At 37.4% G+C, this 18,247-nt stretch carries 15 protein-coding genes and 1 pseudogene; 8 read left to right on the top strand and 8 right to left on the bottom strand.

The genetic code is table 11. The features are described from left to right. Positions 1–50 precede the first annotated feature (50 nt). Both FJR09_RS16900 and proB read right to left on the bottom strand, forming a co-directional pair. Positions 51–1,238: an FtsW/RodA/SpoVE family cell cycle protein gene (locus FJR09_RS16900; protein WP_148763946.1), complete on the bottom strand. Its 1,188-nt coding sequence runs from the start codon at positions 1,236–1,238 to the stop codon at positions 51–53. 102 nt (positions 1,239–1,340) lie between these two features. Continuing rightward, a complete protein-coding gene (gene proB, locus FJR09_RS16895) occupies positions 1,341–2,450 on the bottom strand; it encodes a glutamate 5-kinase (protein ID WP_015078460.1) in 1,110 nt (369 codons plus the stop codon). Between proB and FJR09_RS25395 the strand changes: the two genes are divergently transcribed. From FJR09_RS25395 to FJR09_RS25385, 3 genes are read left to right on the top strand one after another with little or no spacing between them, the layout of a single operon-like run. After that, positions 2,451–2,591 carry a hypothetical protein gene (locus tag FJR09_RS25395; RefSeq protein ID WP_254433133.1) on the top strand — a complete coding sequence of 47 codons (141 nt, stop codon included), beginning with the start codon at positions 2,451–2,453 and terminating at the stop codon, positions 2,589–2,591. After that, entirely contained in the window at positions 2,536–2,679 is a 144-nt protein-coding gene (locus FJR09_RS25390; protein ID WP_235081933.1) for a hypothetical protein, read from the top strand. The genes FJR09_RS25395 and FJR09_RS25390 overlap by 56 nt, the downstream gene beginning before the upstream one ends. Continuing rightward, positions 2,624–2,794: a hypothetical protein gene (locus FJR09_RS25385; RefSeq protein WP_235081931.1), complete on the top strand. Its 171-nt coding sequence runs from the start codon at positions 2,624–2,626 to the stop codon at positions 2,792–2,794. The genes FJR09_RS25390 and FJR09_RS25385 overlap by 56 nt, the downstream gene beginning before the upstream one ends. A gap of 101 nt (positions 2,795–2,895) precedes the next feature. Here the strand turns inward: FJR09_RS25385 and FJR09_RS16885 are convergent, their stop codons facing one another. Both FJR09_RS16885 and FJR09_RS16880 read right to left on the bottom strand, forming a co-directional pair. Next, complete coding sequence (locus FJR09_RS16885) at positions 2,896–3,624, bottom strand: hypothetical protein (protein WP_015078459.1); 729 nt, start codon at positions 3,622–3,624, stop codon at positions 2,896–2,898. Between the two features lie 314 nt (positions 3,625–3,938). Beyond that, on the bottom strand, positions 3,939–5,525 hold the full coding sequence (locus tag FJR09_RS16880; protein ID WP_015078458.1) for a 4Fe-4S ferredoxin: 1,587 nt from the start codon (positions 5,523–5,525) through the stop codon (positions 3,939–3,941). A gap of 821 nt (positions 5,526–6,346) precedes the next feature. Here FJR09_RS16880 and fdxB point away from each other — a divergent pair. From fdxB to FJR09_RS16860, 4 genes are all read left to right on the top strand, one after another. Next, positions 6,347–6,640: a ferredoxin III, nif-specific gene (gene fdxB / locus FJR09_RS16875; protein WP_015078457.1), complete on the top strand. Its 294-nt coding sequence runs from the start codon at positions 6,347–6,349 to the stop codon at positions 6,638–6,640. A gap of 431 nt (positions 6,641–7,071) precedes the next feature. After that, the gene (coxB, locus tag FJR09_RS16870) at positions 7,072–8,007 is read left to right on the top strand and encodes a cytochrome c oxidase subunit II (RefSeq protein WP_015078456.1); all 936 of its coding nucleotides are present in this window, start codon (positions 7,072–7,074) and stop codon (positions 8,005–8,007) included. A gap of 49 nt (positions 8,008–8,056) precedes the next feature. Continuing rightward, positions 8,057–9,730: a cytochrome c oxidase subunit I gene (gene ctaD, locus FJR09_RS16865; RefSeq protein WP_015078455.1), complete on the top strand. Its 1,674-nt coding sequence runs from the start codon at positions 8,057–8,059 to the stop codon at positions 9,728–9,730. A 179-nt stretch (positions 9,731–9,909) separates the two neighbouring features. Beyond that, complete coding sequence (locus FJR09_RS16860; protein WP_015078454.1) at positions 9,910–10,506, top strand: heme-copper oxidase subunit III; 597 nt, start codon at positions 9,910–9,912, stop codon at positions 10,504–10,506. 840 nt (positions 10,507–11,346) lie between these two features. On the opposite strand, the gene FJR09_RS26220 is transcribed toward FJR09_RS16860, so the two are convergent. After that, entirely contained in the window at positions 11,347–13,998 is a 2,652-nt protein-coding gene (locus FJR09_RS26220; RefSeq protein WP_371416438.1) for an SUMF1/EgtB/PvdO family nonheme iron enzyme, read from the bottom strand. Positions 13,999–14,017: 19 nt separating this feature from the next. Between FJR09_RS26220 and FJR09_RS16850 the strand changes: the two genes are divergently transcribed. Then, a complete protein-coding gene (locus FJR09_RS16850; RefSeq protein ID WP_168653741.1) occupies positions 14,018–14,203 on the top strand; it encodes a hypothetical protein in 186 nt (61 codons plus the stop codon). A 118-nt stretch (positions 14,204–14,321) separates the two neighbouring features. Here the strand turns inward: FJR09_RS16850 and FJR09_RS16845 are convergent, their stop codons facing one another. The 3 genes and pseudogenes from FJR09_RS16845 to FJR09_RS16835 all read right to left on the bottom strand — a co-directional run bounded on the left by FJR09_RS16845 (position 14,322) and on the right by FJR09_RS16835 (position 17,738). Continuing rightward, positions 14,322–14,888: a Uma2 family endonuclease gene (locus FJR09_RS16845; protein ID WP_168653742.1), complete on the bottom strand. Its 567-nt coding sequence runs from the start codon at positions 14,886–14,888 to the stop codon at positions 14,322–14,324. Between the two features lie 680 nt (positions 14,889–15,568). After that, on the bottom strand, positions 15,569–16,867 hold the full coding sequence (locus FJR09_RS16840; protein ID WP_168653743.1) for an amino acid permease: 1,299 nt from the start codon (positions 16,865–16,867) through the stop codon (positions 15,569–15,571). Positions 16,868–16,944: 77 nt separating this feature from the next. Further along, positions 16,945–17,738 (bottom strand): annotated as a pseudogene (locus FJR09_RS16835) (hypothetical protein). Between the last annotated feature and the right edge of the window lie 509 nt (positions 17,739–18,247).

Genomic DNA, 18,247 nt, shown 5'->3' with positions numbered 1-18,247 from the left:
TTTAATTCCGCACTGCGGTACTAGAGTAATCCCAATACTAATCGGTTAAGCTAAAAAAATCGTCTTCTTGTCTGATTTTCAGATAGTGTTTTTCGTAATGGAACTACGTCGGCTTCACTACTTTCCCTCGCTACGCGAATTAATAAAGCAGAAGATATCAAACTGGCAACCATTGAATTACCACCATAACTAAACATGGGTAAAGGTAAGCCTGTAGTTGGTAAAGCGCCTGTAGTTACGCCAATATGTAATAATGATTGCCCAACCATAACAACTACTACACCAATTGCCACTAATTGAGATGTCAGATTCTTGGATTTGAGGGCAATAATTAATCCTAAAGTAGCGAATATTGCTAACATTAGTAATAGTAAAATACCGCCAATAAAACCAAATTCTTCCGAAAAAATGGCGAAGATAAAATCAGTATCTTGAATTGGTAAATAGAATAACTTTTGTTGAGAAAGTCCAAAACCAACCCCCGAAGTTTGACCAGAACCTACAGCTAATAAACTTTGTACTAACTGATAACCATCTCCTGTGGCATCAGCCCAAGGATTCATAAAGGACATAATGCGTTTGCGTTGATATTCTTTGATACTAATACTGATTATTGCTAACATTACCCCACCAAAGGCTGTTCCTCCCAAGTATTTATATGGTATTCCTGCTGCTAGGGCAATAAACCAAATTGTCATGCCGCAAAGTGCTGTTGTACTTAAGTTAGGTTGGGCAAGAATTCCTAAGAGGACAAGACCGAAAACACCCAGCCAAGATAAACGAATTCCCCAACGCAGTTTTTCCCATTTTCCAAAAAGTGTCGCACTTTGTAAAACTAAAAAAGGTTTAATTAGTTCTGATGGTTGGATAGGAATTGGTCCAATGGATATCCACCTAGCAGCATCAAAGGCTTTTTTTCCTAATCCTGGTACTAAGGTCAGAAAAATTAACATCAGGAAAAATATTAAAAACCAATGAGATACTCCCAAAATTTTCCGCAATGGCAAATTAACAATGATGTTGAAAATAATTAAAGAAGCTATAGCCCAAAGAATTTGCCGTTTGAAATAATATAAACCGTCACCTTGACGTTCATCAGCAACGGGATAGGATGCGGAAAAGAGGATAATTAAGCCAATAAACATCCACGTTAATGTTAGCCAGCGTAATAATCGGGCTTCTAGTCCCCAAGTAGAAACGGAATTATCAAAAATTGGGATTAAACGGAGTAGATTCACAATTTGGTAATTGGTAATTGGTAATTGGTAATTGGTAATTGGTAATTGGTAATTGGTAATTGGTAATTGGTAATTTTCTTCTTTCTTCTCCTGACTCCTGCTTTAAATCAAAACTAAATTATCTCGGTGAATCACAGTATCTGCCTTCTCATAACCTAAAATTGCTGGTATTTCCCGTGACTGTCGGCCGCAAATTTTCTGCAATTCCTCACTATTATAATTCACCAATCCTCTAGCAATTTCCTGACCATTACTATCACATAACTGCACCGCTTCTTGATTGTCAAATTCCCCCTCTACGGCTCTAATTCCTGCTGCTAATAGGGATTTTCCGGCTTTGACAACAGCGGCGATCGCTCCCGCATCTAAATGTAATTTTCCCCCAGGAATTAAACCATAAGCTATCCAGCGTTTGCGGGCTGAAGTTGGTTCTGGTTGGGGTGCAAAGTGTGTACCGATGAGTTCCCCTTGGATAATTTTTTCAATGTTCCGGGGAAACTGTCCTTGGGTAATGACTGTGCGGATACCAGCCGCGATCGCAATTCTGGCCGCAGAAATTTTAGTCATCATCCCCCCAGTCCCCCATTGAGAACCCTGTCCACCAGTTTGAATCTGTAAATCTGTCAGTTCTTGCATACTGCTAACTAAACTAATCGGTTTAGCATCAGGTACAGAACGAGGATCGGCTGAATATAATCTATCAACATCTGTTAATAAAAATAGCCAATCTGCTTCTACTAAACTGGCTACTAATGCAGAAAGGGTATCATTATCTCCAAATTTTAATTCTTCCACAGCTACTGTATCATTTTCATTAACAATAGGAATTACTCCCAAAGCTAGTAATTCTTGAAAAGTATTATTAGCATTAAGATAGCGGCTACGCTGTACCAAATCTGCCCTTGTTAATAATACTTGAGCAATTGGTTGTTGCAAAATACTAAATAAATCATCATATATACGCATTAATCTACCCTGTCCAACTGCTGCTACAGCCTGTTTTAAAGCTATAGTTTTGGGACGTTCCGTTAAACCTAACCGCGCACAACCTACTCCCACAGCACCGGAGGAAACTAAAATTACTCGATGTCCCTGTCGTCTCAAATCACAAAGAGTTTCCGCTAAAGTAGCAATGCTAGAAAGGGCTAATTGTCCGGTTTCTGGTTGAGTGAGACTAGAAGTACCGATTTTAACAACGATTGTTTTGGTCATTTGTCAGTTGTCAGTTGTCAGTTGTTGGTAGGGGCGAAGCATTTGGAAGATAAATTATCGGTCATTGCCAAAAATAGTTCTCCAAATGCTTCGCCCGTACAGTTGTCAGTTGTCAGTAGGGACGAAGCATTTGGAAGATAAATTATCGGTCATTGCCAAAAATAGTTCTCCAAATGCTTCGCCCGTACAGTTGTCAGTTGTCAGTAGGGGCGAAGCATTTGGAAGATAAATTATCGGTCATTGCCAAAAATAGTTCTCCAAATGCTTCGCCCGTACAGTTGTCAGTTGTCGGTTGTTACCAAAAAATTGTACAGCGCCAATCCCTCTCTTGTGAAGGCAAGTAACTAGTTGCTTGTTTGCTAATTTTCCTTAATGGATGCTACGGAGTAGAATTCAGGTGTTAGCAGAGGTCTAGCAGGTCTAAACTTCTGCTTAGTCCTATCTTCTAAAACCCACGGAAGTTATAACCAACTCCCAACAAAACCCCGACATCAGTTTTACTAAAAAACCCAGCATTGACAGCGGCTGTGGCGGTTAATCTACTATTGAGAGGTACGTCTATACCACCAGTGACTAACAAAGCAGTTTCAGATTTATCGCCTGTTTTAATGACTGCACCTAATCCAAGATAAGGAGCTATGGGTAAAGCTTCTGTAAATGGATCTGGTGATTTAAAAGACAAGTCATAAGTGATAGGGACGAGAAATGTTGTGTTTGATCCTAGTATTACTGATGGTCTGACTGATAGAGTTTTGGTAACACCAATTTTACTAATGACAGTAAAGTTACCATCACTTAGGTCTGAAAAGCCACCGGAAGCACCAACGTTGAGACCAACACCGATGTAGCTACTACCACCACGAGTGGCTCTACCTATGCCAATTGGACTTTGTGCGATGCGATTAGATGGTTGTGTTTTTTCACTGGCTTCTGTAGAACCAGAATTGAGCATAACTGATGAAGTTTCTACTGTTCCTGGTATGGGTGTGATTGTTCCACTGGCTATTTCTTCTGTAGCAACGGTGAATATTGATGTTTGGTGGGTGGGAAGAATAATTGTTTCTGGCTCAACTGTCTGAGCATTTACGGAAAGTCCGCTCCCTAAAATTACCAAAGCTGCAAGACTTGGTAAGGTTAAAAAACTTTTACGAAAAATAATATTACTCACGTTCACTCCTCACTAGATTTAAGATTGACACCATCATCTTGACAAATTTCCTTAATACTCATCATTTAACACGAAAAATCAAAATTTGCATCTTGATTTTGTTTAATTAACTAAGTTGTGAGCATTGGTAACAGTTTAAGCAATACCTTTGCCAAATTGAAAAAAGCCTTGATTAATATTTAGGGTTGTTCGCGTTGCGAGGAAAATAGTGCGTATTTATACGGGAATTATAGGCATCCGTCATAACCAAACAAATGTGTTGGGTTGCGCTATCGCTTAACCCAACCTACAAAAAATAGCGGAGGTATTGCTTAATTGTTTTAAGAGATATCTAGCAATTGTCTCAGAAGCATTTGATCGTCTAGTTTCGCTTTTAAACGACCTTTTTCCACGTCACGAATCCAGCTTTGGCTTTTTTCCATCAGCTTTGCTAATTCCCTTTGGGAAAGGTTCATTTTTTTACGTCCTTCTGTCACCTGTTCCCCCAATAAATTACCTGTTTGTTGATGATTACTTTTGGGTTTAGTGGTGCGACGTTGTTTTTTATCTGATTCTGAGCGGTTTTCCCAGTCTGGAGGGAGTTCAAAAGATAAAATTCGGGCATTCAGAAGCAAATTCCATTTACCACGTGGTCCGCTGTCTGTGAGACGATTTTCACCACTACCATCATTAATCCAAAATTCTAAAGCTTCCTCTGGATCTTCAGGAATATCAACTAATTTTGCCCACAAAGGTTGAATTTCTGGGGGATAGGTAACAGGATCAAATAATGGCTTTACTCCATAATGATTGAGAACTTCTAAATCATTTTCATAGGCTTTAAGGAGACGTTTACGTTCTTCCCTGTGTCTAGAAGCTTGAGTCACTTTTTCCTCACCATAAGCAACGCGCAGCAAGGTAGGAATAGTAATCCGTTGTTCTCTACCCATTTTGGTTTTAAATAATAACCAAAGCATAAGTCTCACAGCCCCTTCATGTTGTTGCCACAGACTCATAACTGTGGTTAATAGGGTTTTGGGAAGACTGCCATACTGATAAAATGTGGTGCGTTCTTTGCATCCTTGTCTGTTGAAGAAATGTTGTGTCCAAATCCCAGCTTTGACTGTAAATGTCAGTCCGACTAAATATTTACAACCTTGATCATCTTCTTGAAAATGGTGCTGAGTATCTGTCAAATTCCATAGATAACTATCTTTAATAGAAAAACTGGGAACTCTACCCTGTTGCGGCCAGTCAATAGAAACCATGAGAGAACAAGTTTGATAAACGATGTTTTTAATTAAACCAAGTTTGGTGCTTTTGCTGAGGTCTTTACGTTTTTCTAAGCCCAAATACTGTTCAATTTGTCGTTCATCAATTGTAAATTCTTCTTCCCAAGGTTGATCTAGGGCTGTGATTTGAGCAGCAAAAATGAGATGGATACAAGCAGCACGAATGTCTAGATAATCAATTGCTTGTAAATTATCAGCGCGGTTATTAGCTGGAAATAGGTCTTGGATCTGAAAGGAAATTGTCCCTCGTCCTTGATTAACTGAGCGACTGTAATGTAAATTACCCTCCTCATTTTTTTCCCATTGTAAAGATGTTCGTTGCGCTAGTAAATTACAAGCTTCCCAAATAACTATTGCTGACGCAAAGGGATTATTCTTACCATTAGAAAACAAATCTGGACTAGTCGCATCACGTGGTTCAACTTTGCATCTTCCTTTTTTTGCGTGTGTAGGTATAGGCGCATTTGTTGGACAAGCAATCACACATTGTGGTTGTAAATAATAACCCTCACAATTATTACAAAGGGCAGGATCAACCCAATATTCATCATCTTCGATTTTGATTGCACCCGTAGGACATAGGGGTCGGCAGTTGTCACATCCCACGCAACTGTTGTTAGGAATTATATGTGGCATAGGAACTGTTCCTACTTTAATCGTTGAGATGTTTGGCTCAAGTCTCCCCTTAATGTGTCCAATTGATTCATAACTTGCTACCAAATTACCTCTATAACGAGAAGATATTTTTCTCGCCTGATTAATTACTGATATGGTTAATGAAGCCAGATTTTGTAGCTATTTATATTTTGCAAAGTTAGGCTTCATTGCTTCTTCATTAACTATAATTTTCATAAAGATTTCAATAAGATTGTTCGGGATGAGCTTGGGAGGATTTCTTAATATTTACCTGAATATTTACTGTCATAATGTTTGGTTTGGGCTATATAAATTATCCTAAATGTTTTTGAGTAACATCTTATAGGCGGGAATGGGTAATTGGTAATAAAGAATAGAAAACAAAATGGTTCAAAAATAGAGGAAATGATTTTTTAAAGTTTGTGTTTACTAATACTCTCAGGAGAATATTTTTATCTAATTAGAAAATATTTGCAAATAGGAAGTCAATTAAGCAAATAATAATCTTTGATAATTGATTATTATTCTTGTTACATAAGATATCTTTAGGCTAATTTATCAAGCTTTATTGAAAAAATAAATTTAAACACAATTCTAGAAACCTTTGACTAATAAGCTTTCTATCCAAGCACACTACCCAAATTTATCAATAAGTAATATCATTTAATATTTTGAACTAATTAAAAATAAATAATATTATTTAGCAAGTCATCAAAATTTGACAAAAAGTTAATTTTTGTGATTGAAAAAATGAAATCTCAGGCTAGTATGAAGATTCAAGGATTAACTAACATCTAGCTAAAATTGCTGAGGTTTTATTCATGGCTACATTAACAGGATTGACTTATGGTGGTAATGCTTGGACTCCTAAATTTGCTCAAGAAATAGATAAAGAAAAATGTATTGGTTGTGGCAGATGTATGAAAATTTGTGGTCATAAAGTTTTAGCTTTAATGGCTTTGAATGAAGAAGGTGAATTTGTAGTAGATGAAGATGAAGAAGAAGTTGAACGGAAAGTAATGGTTATTGCTAATCCAGAAAACTGTATTGGTTGTGAAGCTTGCGCTCGGATTTGTTCCAAGAATTGTTACAGTCATGACACACTAGATAAATAACATTCTTGGTAATACGGTGTGATGTTTTGCAAAACACTGGTTATTTTTGTCAAGTTTATCAGCAAGGTAATTAGAGGGGAATCTCGATATTGATCGCAACTGATGAAAAAGTTCGCAGTAAACAGAAACGTAAATCTTCAGTTGTTATCATCTAAAAAAATCATACTTGCTACTATTTTTTCAGCTGCTATTTGATTTATGAAAATATCAACTCTCAAATCCTCGATTTCTTCAAGAACTCGGGGATTTTGTAGTTATCAATATGAAAAAATATGGAAGTTTACCCATTTTTTATTAGTTACAAGCTAGAACAGTAATAGTGAAAATATCAAAGATTGTCTTATCCTCAGAAAATAATTCTGTGGCTACACAAACAAAGTCTATCTTCACTGACTATTGTTTTATTAATGTTTACAAAGCAGGTAGCATTCATGCAAAAAGTTCCTGTTTCGCTGTGGACACTGTTAGCTGGGATGATCATAGCCCCTATCAGTATCTGGGTTGGTCAAAATCATCATTTATTACCGGAAGCAGCATCGCAACAAGCACCTTTGGTAGATGGTTTTTTCAATCTCATGTTGACAATTGCGGTTGCTCTTTTCTTAATTGTTGAAGGGACGATTCTGCTGTTTCTAGTTATCTATAGACGACGCAAAGGAGATAACTCTGATGGTACACCTGTAGAAGGTAACTTGAGTTTAGAAATTTTTTGGACGGCAATTCCTACGGTAATTGTGATTGTTTTAGGTATTTATAGTGTTGATATTTATAACCAAATGGGTGGTTTTGGTGTCGGTAGTCATCCTCACCATGAGTCAGCAGGTGCTATGAATGTTAGTCAAATAGCTAATATTGGGATTGGTGAAAATCCGCAAACCAAAAATAAACCGGCTGATTTGGTTGTAGATGTTAAGGGTATACAGTTTGCGTGGTTATTTAATTACCCTGTAAGTGGTATTTCTGCTGGAGAATTGCACGTTCCTGTTGGTGCTGATGTGCAATTGAATTTATCCGCAGATGATGTGATTCATTCTTTTTGGGTTCCCCAATTTCGTCTGAAACAAGATGCTATTCCTGGAGTTCCTACACAACTGCGATTTACAGCTACAAAAACTGGTACTTATCCGGTAGTTTGTGCAGAATTGTGTGGTGGTTATCATGGTTCAATGCGGACAGAGGTAATTGTTCATGAACAACAAGATTTTGATGCTTGGATGAATGAAAACCAGATTGCAGAAAATCAAGATATAAATCATATAATAGCTGTGAATTTGGAGAATTTATCGCCGTCAGAATTTCTTGACCCCTACATTCAAAATTTGGAAGTAACTCCAACAAATCTTCAGTCATTAGTTATGAGTCATTAGTAATTATTAGCTAATAACTGAAAACTGACAAAAGACAACTCACAAAAATATGACACAAGTAAATTTTCCAGTTAATCCCCCACCTGATGCAAGCGAATCAACAACCCGGCTGATTACTCATAGTTCTCATCCCCCAGCCTGGAAAGTTCGAGATTATTTCACATTTAATACTGATCACAAAGTTATTGGGATTCAATACTTGGTGACAGCCTTTGCATTCTATCTAATTGGTGGGTTAATGGCGATCGCCATTCGCGCCGAATTAGCCACACCGGACTCGGACTTTCTTGATCCAAATCTGTACAATGCCTTCATGACAAATCATGGCACAATCATGATTTTCTTGTGGATTGTTCCCAGTGCAATTGGTGGATTTGGTAACTATCTAGTCCCCTTGATGATGGGTGCTAGAGATATGGCTTTTCCTAAATTAAATGCGATCGCCTTTTGGTTAAATCCCCCCGCCGGATTATTATTATTAGGTAGTTTTATCTTTGGTGGTTCTCAATCAGGTTGGACAGCTTACCCACCATTAAGTCTAGTTACCGCCAACAACGCCCAAACAATGTGGATTTTAGCGATTGTTTTGGTAGGAACTTCTTCAATTTTAGGTTCACTTAACTTTGTCATCACCATTTTGATGATGAAAGTTCCCAGCATGAAATGGGATCAAGTTCCCCTGTTTTGTTGGGCAATTTTAGCAACTTCTATCCTTGCCCTTTTCTCTACTCCTGTATTAGCAGCCGGTTTAGTTTTGCTGTTATTTGATATTAACTTCGGCACATCCTTCTTCAAACCAGATGCAGGTGGCAACGTCGTTATTTACCAACATTTATTTTGGTTTTATTCCCATCCGGCGGTTTATTTAATGATTCTGCCGATTTTCGGGATTATGTCCGAAATTATTCCCACCCATGCGCGAAAACCGATATTTGGTTATAAAGCGATCGCTTTTTCCACAGTCGCTATTTGTGTCGTTGGTTTATTCGTCTGGGTTCACCATATGTTCACCAGTGGTACACCCGGTTGGATGCGGATGTTCTTCACCATTTCCACACTCATAGTTGCAGTCCCCACAGGTGTGAAAATCTTCGGTTGGGTAGCAACTCTCTGGGGAGGAAAAATCCGTTTCACCAGTGCCATGTTATTCGCTATTGGATTACTTTCCATGTTCGTCATGGGCGGATTAAGCGGCGTAACAATGGGAACAGCCCCCTTTGACGTTCACGTTCACGACACCTATTATGTAGTCGGTCATTTCCACTACGTCTTATTTGGTGGTTCAGTCTTTGGGATTTACGCAGGTATCTATCACTGGTTTCCCAAAATCACCGGCAGAATGATGAACGAAACCTGGGGACGAGTTCATTTTGTCCTCACCTTCATCGGCACAAACCTCACATTCCTACCCATGCACAAACTAGGGTTACAAGGAATGCCCCGCCGAGTTGCCATGTATGACCCCCAATTTACCAGCTTAAACCAGCTTTGCACCATTGGCGCAATCCTTTTGGGTATTTCTGTCATTCCCTTCGCCTTAAACGCCATTTTCAGTTGGAAAAACGGTGAACTCGCAGGTGATAACCCCTGGGAAAGTTTAACTTTAGAATGGACAACCTCTTCCCCACCCATCATTGAAAACTGGGAAGTTCTACCCGTTGTTACTCATGGACCTTATGACTATGGACATGATAAATCATCGCTAACAGAACCCGTCAGTTGAAACGCAAACATAATTTATCCGCCTTGTACTCAAGTACAAGGCTAATAGTAAAAGTCGGTTAAACCCGACTGGAAAATTGGAATTTTAGTCCGTTTTAACGGACTTGGGCTATGAGACTGGGAATTTATTCCCAGACGGGTGAGGAAGCTAATTGAGAACCAAATACTAGGAATAATCATATGACTGCAATTACACCAATTGAACATCATAGCGACGGGCATGAAGAACATCCAGATTTACGAGTGTGGGGATTAATCACATTTCTCGCTTCTGAATCATTAATGTTTGGTGGATTTTTCGCCACCTATTTGTTTTTTAAAGGGACTACAGCAGTTTGGCCACCAGCAGGAACAGAAGTAGAATTATTTATCCCAGCCATTAACACGATCATCCTCGTTTCTAGTAGTTTTGTCATTCACTTTGGTGATATGGCAATTAAAAGAAATAGTGTGGGTTGGATGCGGTTTTGGTATTTTATCACCGCAATTATGGGGGCTGTATTCCTAGCTGGTCAGGTTTATGAATACATGAACTTAGGTTATGGATTCACTACCAATGTTTTCTCGAATTGCTTTTATTTAATGACCGGTTTTCACGGTTTGCACGTCTTTATTGGATTGTTATTAATTTTGGGTGTATTATGGCGTTCTTTCCGTCGTGGTCATTATTCTGCTACTAAACATACAGGCATAGAAATGGCGGAAATTTATTGGCACTTTGTGGATATTATTTGGATCATTCTCTTCACATTGGTGTACCTGCTCAATATTTTGTAACCATGGGTAATGAGGAATTACTGGAGTTTAAAGAATTTCTACTCAAAAAATATCCCAATCCTCAGTACAAATGTAGGGGTAAAGCAAAAGCTCATTGGTGTCAACTTAAGTTAAAAATGGCTTATCTGTTTGCTTCCACACCCGTCAGGGAATAAATTCCCTGTCTCATAGCTCAAGTCCGTTAAAACGGACTAATAAATTTTCCTAAGAGGATGTTTGAAAACTTTTTCGTGTGGGATCTGACACCCGCAGATCCCCCTAAATCCCCCTTAAAAAGGGGGACTTTGAGGAATTTAGCCCCCCTTTGTAAGGGGGGTTGGGGGGATCTCGATTAATTCTGATACTTTTCAAACATCCTCTAATGCTTAGTCATCTTCAGATGACTTCTGCTATTAGACTGGGAATTCATTCCCAGGCGGGCTACAGGTTTTACTAAACCCCTACACAAGACGTTATTTTCACCTCATACATATTTGATATTTTCTGCAAATAGGTAAGGAACGCAAATTTAATAACCTGCAATTCTGACTTAACCTGAAATGGTGCGTTACGCTGTCGCTAACACACCCTACTTTTGCACTTTATTTAATTCATATTCCTAAGTAATATCAAATCCTGTACTTCGACTATGGCTACGCCACGCAGGCTATCGCTCAGTAACCAGAAAATCCTGATTCAGACAAAAAATACTTGACAAATCCCCATACCTCATAGATAATATATGTAAGTCGTGCCAAGACTACAAAAATTAAAAGCAAAAAAATCGAGTCGCCAGAGGCGACAACCAGAAGAAGGGAAAAGAAAAAAGCGTAAAGTGCAAAAGGGCAAGAGTGTAAAGAACTAAAGAGTCCTTGCGCCGGAAACTACTAACCGAAACCCATTGCCGTCGTTCCTGTAACCTGGGTAATAGTCGTTACGATCCGCAGAACGGCAATACTTAGGGTTGGCGTACCAAGAACCACCGCGCAGCAGCCGTATTGCGCCCTCTTCAACGCTATTGGATTCTATCCATGCCGATCCATCTGTGGGAGCATCATTATAATCATCGTGCCAATGATCATCACACCATTCCCAAACATTCCCGTGCATATCATACAACCCAAAGGCGTTAGCTGTAAAGCTACCTACCGGAGTTGTTTTTTCTCTATATTCACCTTCAGGTTCTTCACCATAGATAATAGAAGCACTATAATTTGCTAACTTACCTGTGATAGTTTCCCCAAAGTGAAAAGGTGTCGTCGTTCCAGCCCTGCAAGCGTATTCCCACTCAGCCTCACTCGGTAAACGATATTTTCTACCAGTCAGTTGAGAGAGCCTTTCACAAAACTCCACTGCATCATACCACGTAATCTGTTCAACAGGTAAATTATTTTCTTGTTTATTTTCTTTGAAGTTTGACGGGTTCGGTTCAAGTTCTCGGTTTACCTGTGGACAGTTGGTTGCGACTGCTTTCCACTGCGCTTGCGTCACAGGATATTTCCCCATAAAGAAAGGTTGTACCGTCACCTCATGCTGGGGACTTTCATCATCATAGCCTCCTGGTTCGTCTTCCGGTGAACCCATAAGGAATTTACCACCAGGGATAGCAACCATGTCTAATGTGATATTTCCTGGAAGACTTTCTTGAAAATAATAATTTTGTTGAGTTTCTCGTTTCGTTTCTTCACCACGACGGTTAACAGTAATGACATCAAAATCAAAACTTTGTAACCGGACTTTTCCAAAATTAATTTCTGGACGTTTTAACTTTACTCCCTCAACCTCAATAGTTTCTGACTTGAATATTTTCCGACTTGCTTCTACTCCCTTATCATCACCCCTGACAACAGCACGATAACCTTGTGCTATTTTCAGTAAAGGTTGATAGTTTTCTTTTAATGGTTCAGCTAAAGTTTCAATTACCGACGATAACCGCACTAACTCACCTTTATTATTGCTTAAATAAGCCTGTTGTAATTTTCGCGCTAATTCCTTTGCAGCTTGACTACCTTTTTCAACATAACTCAAAGCTGCCCATTGTTGCACTTGATTTAAGTCATTATTTTGATTTTGGTTACTAACTTGGCGGCTAATATATTGAATCAGAAAATCCGAAAGTTTTTTTAATATTTGTTCGCGGTTGCTTTCAGGAAATCTTTTGAGTAATTCATTTCTCACTTCTCGTTCCATTTCATATAATTCAAAATCAACCTGTTGACATAAATCTGATAATAATAAATCAGCAACCACATACCAGAGAAGATCAGATGTTTGATAGAAGAATTTACGGTATAAACAATAAAGTAAATCTGGAGTTAAAACCAAAGGAAAAGCAGCATAAGACGCAAATTTTAAATGTGAGTTTCCTAATAATTTTTCAAATACCGCTATTCTACCATTAGCATCAAATCCATAATTCCATAAATCATCTGAAGAACCTCTTTCTTCCTCCTCCTTCCCTGGGAGGGAAGGGGGTTGGGGGGTTAGGTTTCGACTTGATAACCATTTCACCATTCTTTGAAACTCCCCAGTCTCCAAAGCAAACATAGGAACTGAAGGATTTATTTTAGCTATTTCCTCAGCCGTATTATCTACCCAACGGGAAGAGGGTAAAGGATTTAACCAAGCTATTTTTTTAGTTTTAGGAATTAATTGTGTAATAAAATCATAAGTTTCTTCCCACCTATCGGGTACAGTGCGGCCACGCGCAGCGCCAGCATCACTGATAATAATTACTAGAGTATGTTGTGGAGAAAATTTAGATAATATAGATGTAATAGATTGACCTTGCCAAATATGAAGGTTTAAGACTTGAAACCAATCAATTAATTCACTGGTACTGACTTTTTTATCTGTTTCTTCTTTGTTATCATTCATATCTTCTCGCAAAGCCAAAAAACGACCAATTGCAGCATTTATTAATGTTTCAGGAGGTGCTGAAAATCTGCCATTGATAATATCTATTAATGCCTTTTTATCAGGAAATTCCACATAATGATATAAACAACGTCTGAGAAAAGCATTAGGTAATTCTTTCTCTTGGTTAGAAGTGATAAAAATAATTGGTGGTGCATCTTTATTAGCTGTTAACCACCGTCGAGGACGCACATCTTTAATTTCAAAACATTGGTCTTCTAAAGCTAATAATAAATCATTGGGAAAGTCTATATCAGCCTTATCAATTTCATCAATTAAGACGATATTTCTAGATTTGATATTATCTGTTTCTCCATGTTCTAAAAAAGCATGACCTAATGGACCATATTCTAAATAATCTTCAGGGTTTGTACTCTTTAATTTTTCTAATTTTGCTATTTGTGCAGCTTGTAATCTGCCAATATAATCATAGGTGTAAAAGCCATCTTGCGCTTTGCTAGTTGATTGAATATTCCACAGTCGGAAATGCCAATTTTCTCCTTCTCTTTGACTAAATTCATAAAATACAGCGCGCGCAAGTTCACTTTTTCCGCATCCAGGTTCACCTTCTAATAGTAAAGGCCGATTTAATTGAATTGCTAACTTTACCGCTTCTTTGGTTCATCTCATCCTCATCTCAGTAGGTATCGGTTTAGTATTTACTGGTAATATCCATGATGGTTCATTAACCACAGTTGCAGGTGTGTTATCGCAGATTTCAGTAGGTAGCTTTGCCAAGTATAATCAATCTCGCTTAGATAAGCAAATTAAAGCGTTAATGGCTAAAATGGATGAAGAGTAAATTGACGTGAAAAAGCTGGTAGGGGTTGAGAATTACGCTTTATCCCTACGAATATATTATCTGGTAGCGTAGCGTGGCGCAAGCCATACCAGGATTAACAGGATGTTCTTGTTTATCCTTATGCAAAAATTTGTGATACTTTTAAATTTAGACTATTAAATTGTGGAGATATAACGAAATCATCACCGGAGAAAATCCCCATTTCAGTGTAAGTTTCGTTAATTAACTCTAAAACTAATATGCTTTGGGTTTGGGGGTCAATAATCCAATATTCAGGAATACCACAATCTTGATATTGTAGACGTTTGGCAATAAAATCTCTATCTCTTTGTAATTCCCCAGGACTAACAACTTCAACAACCAATAAAGGTGGTAGCATTGATAGGCGAATAGTGTTCCGATTTGCTAATTGTTGAATATGCTCTTCTCGAATAATAGTCAGGTCAGGATAACGGTTTCTCGGTTCTCCTCTGACTTCCAATTCCAAACCATGTCCCCGCACTCTTTTATGACCCAAGAGAGAGACAAATTGAATTAATAAAAATGTAGCAATTTGCACATTGATTCCTGATTCTGGGGGCATTTCAATTAACTCTCCATTAAACAATTCATAAAGTTTTTCTGTACCATCATCATAAGATAAATATTCTTCAAAGCTTTGAAATTGATGTTTAACTTGTAGCATCAGAGTTACTCCATCTATTGTCTTAGTTAGATTTTAACACTCTTGATTTCTCTTTACGTCTCTGCACGAAATTAAATGTAATTCACTTACCAGAAAATTGTAGACCTTCACATTAGGGCGTTGCTGATTAAGGGTATGAATTTTAGTCTCACGCAAAGGCGCAAAGACGCACTGAGGTTTGAGTTTTAAAGGTTCAATTTGGGAATTTCATACCTCAATTCAGCAACGCCGATAAATTCATGATTTCTTCATGAATATGATATATGAATAAATGTATTTATGTTAATAGTCTAAAAATATACAACAATATCTTCATATCACAAATTTTTATCTACCCAATGGAGGAATCAAGACGTACCCAATAAATATTAAATAATTAAATATTCCGATCACCTGACGAACTTTAACAGTATATCCCTTTGTTTGCACTATACAAACAAGGGATTTTTTTATGCAAATTCGTAAATGATACCAATTGCAGATGATAATCATCATTTTATATATCTTAGGGGGGACTGGATTCAAGCCGAATAAATATTAAATATTAAGTAGCCCGATTACCCTACCGGACTTTAGCTCCAAATCCTCTCTTGTCATTATCCGATAAGAGAGGTTTTATTCACTTTTTATCAGCTTACTCAGAAATTTGCTAATTTTCATTAACCGAAAATTATTCATTTTTAGAATTGATATATTACCAAAATTTGTCTACATATTAAAAATAATGCCCCGACCATAATCAATATTAATGTTATTTTTCCCCCAGGAACTAGGGTTTGATAGTTACCATTAGTAAATTCTGGTGTTTGACTTTGTTTCCAACTCATTAATGCTGGCATAATTCCTCCTAAAATGGAAGCACTAAATGCGCCAGTATATTCTAGAGCATGAAAAAAGATGGTAGGATTAAATGTTCCTAAACTCAGAGGTGGAAGCAACACTAAGGAATAGAGAGGTAAACGAGAAATTTCGCTTTTGGTAATGATGGAAATATCTTGAAAAAAGTCTGTTAACCCATAAGTAATCCCAATAAATGATGTCACAATTGCAAATTCAGAAAAAATTGATAATAACACAGCAAACCATTCTCCTGATTGACCAGTTCGCAGAATTTCCAGTGGATCAAATACTTTCTCATTTTCGAGATTATGCGATAAAATATCTGGAGTCATGCAGCCTAAAATAACCGCATTCCAAGCTAGAAACATGAACAAGGGAATCACTGAACCAATAATCATAGATTGGCGAATTTTGCGAATGTCTCCTTCCAATTGAGTTACAACCAATGGAACAATACTATGAAAGAACATTGCTACATAAATAACAGCAATAGCATTACCAATAGATTGCCAATTTTGGACTAGAAGTTGAGAGTTTTGGAATTGCATTCCCCCTAATATTAATAAACCGAAAAAAGCAATTAGTAAAATAATAATAAATATACCATTAATCTTTTCTACTAATCTATCTTTACCCCAATACATTAGGCTACCAAATACTAGAAAAAAACTTACTGTTCCTACCCACTGAGGTGAAATATGTTCTAATTCCCAAACTTGATCAACTGTGGTTATTAAAATTTTTCCACCTTCAGTCATATATGCCACCAAGAGGGCATAGTGGTTAAATATATAGGCAATTCCGGCAATTCTCGCTCCTGGTTTACCGAGAATCTTGGCTATGATTGCTAATAAACCTATATGAGAAATACCCTCAACTCTCATCACATTTAAAGTCAATTCTGCAACTAATAAACCGGAAATTAAAGCATACAGCCATACAGTAATAAGTAGGATTGTAGATGGTATAATCCCAGATGGTAAAGTTACCGCAGGTAAGCCAATAATCCCCGCCCCAATAGTAGTTCCGACAATTAAAGCTGTATTTCCAAAAACACTACCAGGTTGATGTTGAAATTTATTATCATCAAACTTTAGGTGAGAAAATAATCGCGTTACTGGTTGTTCTTGTTTATTCATAGTGCAGGTAATTAGTGTTATTTAGATCCCCGACTTCTTAGAGAAGTCGGGGATCTTGTTTCTTGTTTTTTGTTTTATTAAACAAATTTTTTGCTAAACTCACAGATTAAGTCTACCCTACCTTTACGTAACATGGCTGGATCTAATCTTCCTGTGGTATTACAAGTCATTAGTATTACTAATTTTTGTTGCATTTGCATCACAGATTCATCAATTACGCTTTGGTATAATGTCCCATCTAATAAGGCTAGAATATGCTTAAAGTGTAGTTTCTTCTACCTCTTTCATAAGCTTCAATCTGTAGCCAAATATCATGTTCTGACCAATAGGCATAAACTGTATTAACTACATCTAACCTTTCCCAATTCACAAATTTTTCAACGGGGAAATAAAAGTCTCTTTCTGAGTAATATTGAGTGATAACATCAGGACGTTCTAATAGTTTCAAAACTCGTAAAACGGTTATTTCTTGGAGAAGATTCAGAACATAGTCAATGGGAATACTATTACGACTGACAAATTGAACGAGAGGTGTTTCTGTTGTCAAAAAGTCTTTATGGCGATGTTCTGGGGTGAGCATATCTGGTGTAATATAATTCCAATATTTTTGGAATTCACCACGGGTATAATCTGAAGCTAAATTTAAAATATTTGCCCACCAAGCATACTCTTTTCTCGCTAGAGCATCAGCATAATAGCTGGCTAAATTAATACTTTTCTGGGTTAATTCTTGAGTATCATGAAATAAAATTTTACCGAAGTATTCCCAATCAAAATCTCTGTGAAATGGCCGCCAACCACTAGATAACAAGTGTTGAAAGTTCTTATTGGTGTTATTACTTTCGTTGGTTCGGAAATAGTCAAAATCCATAGTCAAATTATTCTCTGTTGAAACAGGCAATGATGCACAACTTTTTGATCACACTTATTTATGTAACATACTATAGCATTACACCAAAAAGGTTTTACTGCCTACCGCTGTTGGTGTAGCCTGTCCTTAGAGGTTGTTTGAAAACTTTTTCGTGTGGGATCTGACACCCGCAGATCCCCCTAAATCCCCCTTGGAAAGGGGGACTTTGAGGAATTTAGCCCCCCTTTGTAAGGGGGGTTGGGGGGATCTCAATTAATTCTGATACTTTTCAAACATCCTCTTAGGGTAACCTGCTAGATTACACAAAAAGAGGTTGTGTCAACTATTTTACACGAGTTATGAATTTGTTGATTTTTCTAAATAAATTTATTGACAATTTTGCATATAATCAAAATATATCTGCTAAAAGTATTAAAGCTGGATTTTTATTTCCTGTTCAAATTGGTGTCAGGATTTAGCCGTCAGTTGTCATCTGATACAGCTTTTAATCCAGAAATACAGGAAATTAA

Source organism: Dolichospermum sp. UHCC 0406, from assembly GCF_009712025.1.
In the GTDB taxonomy this organism is placed as follows: domain Bacteria; phylum Cyanobacteriota; class Cyanobacteriia; order Cyanobacteriales; family Nostocaceae; genus Dolichospermum; species Dolichospermum lemmermannii.
Note: the sequence above shows the minus strand (reverse complement) of the source record. Positions and strands in the feature narration are given on the sequence as shown.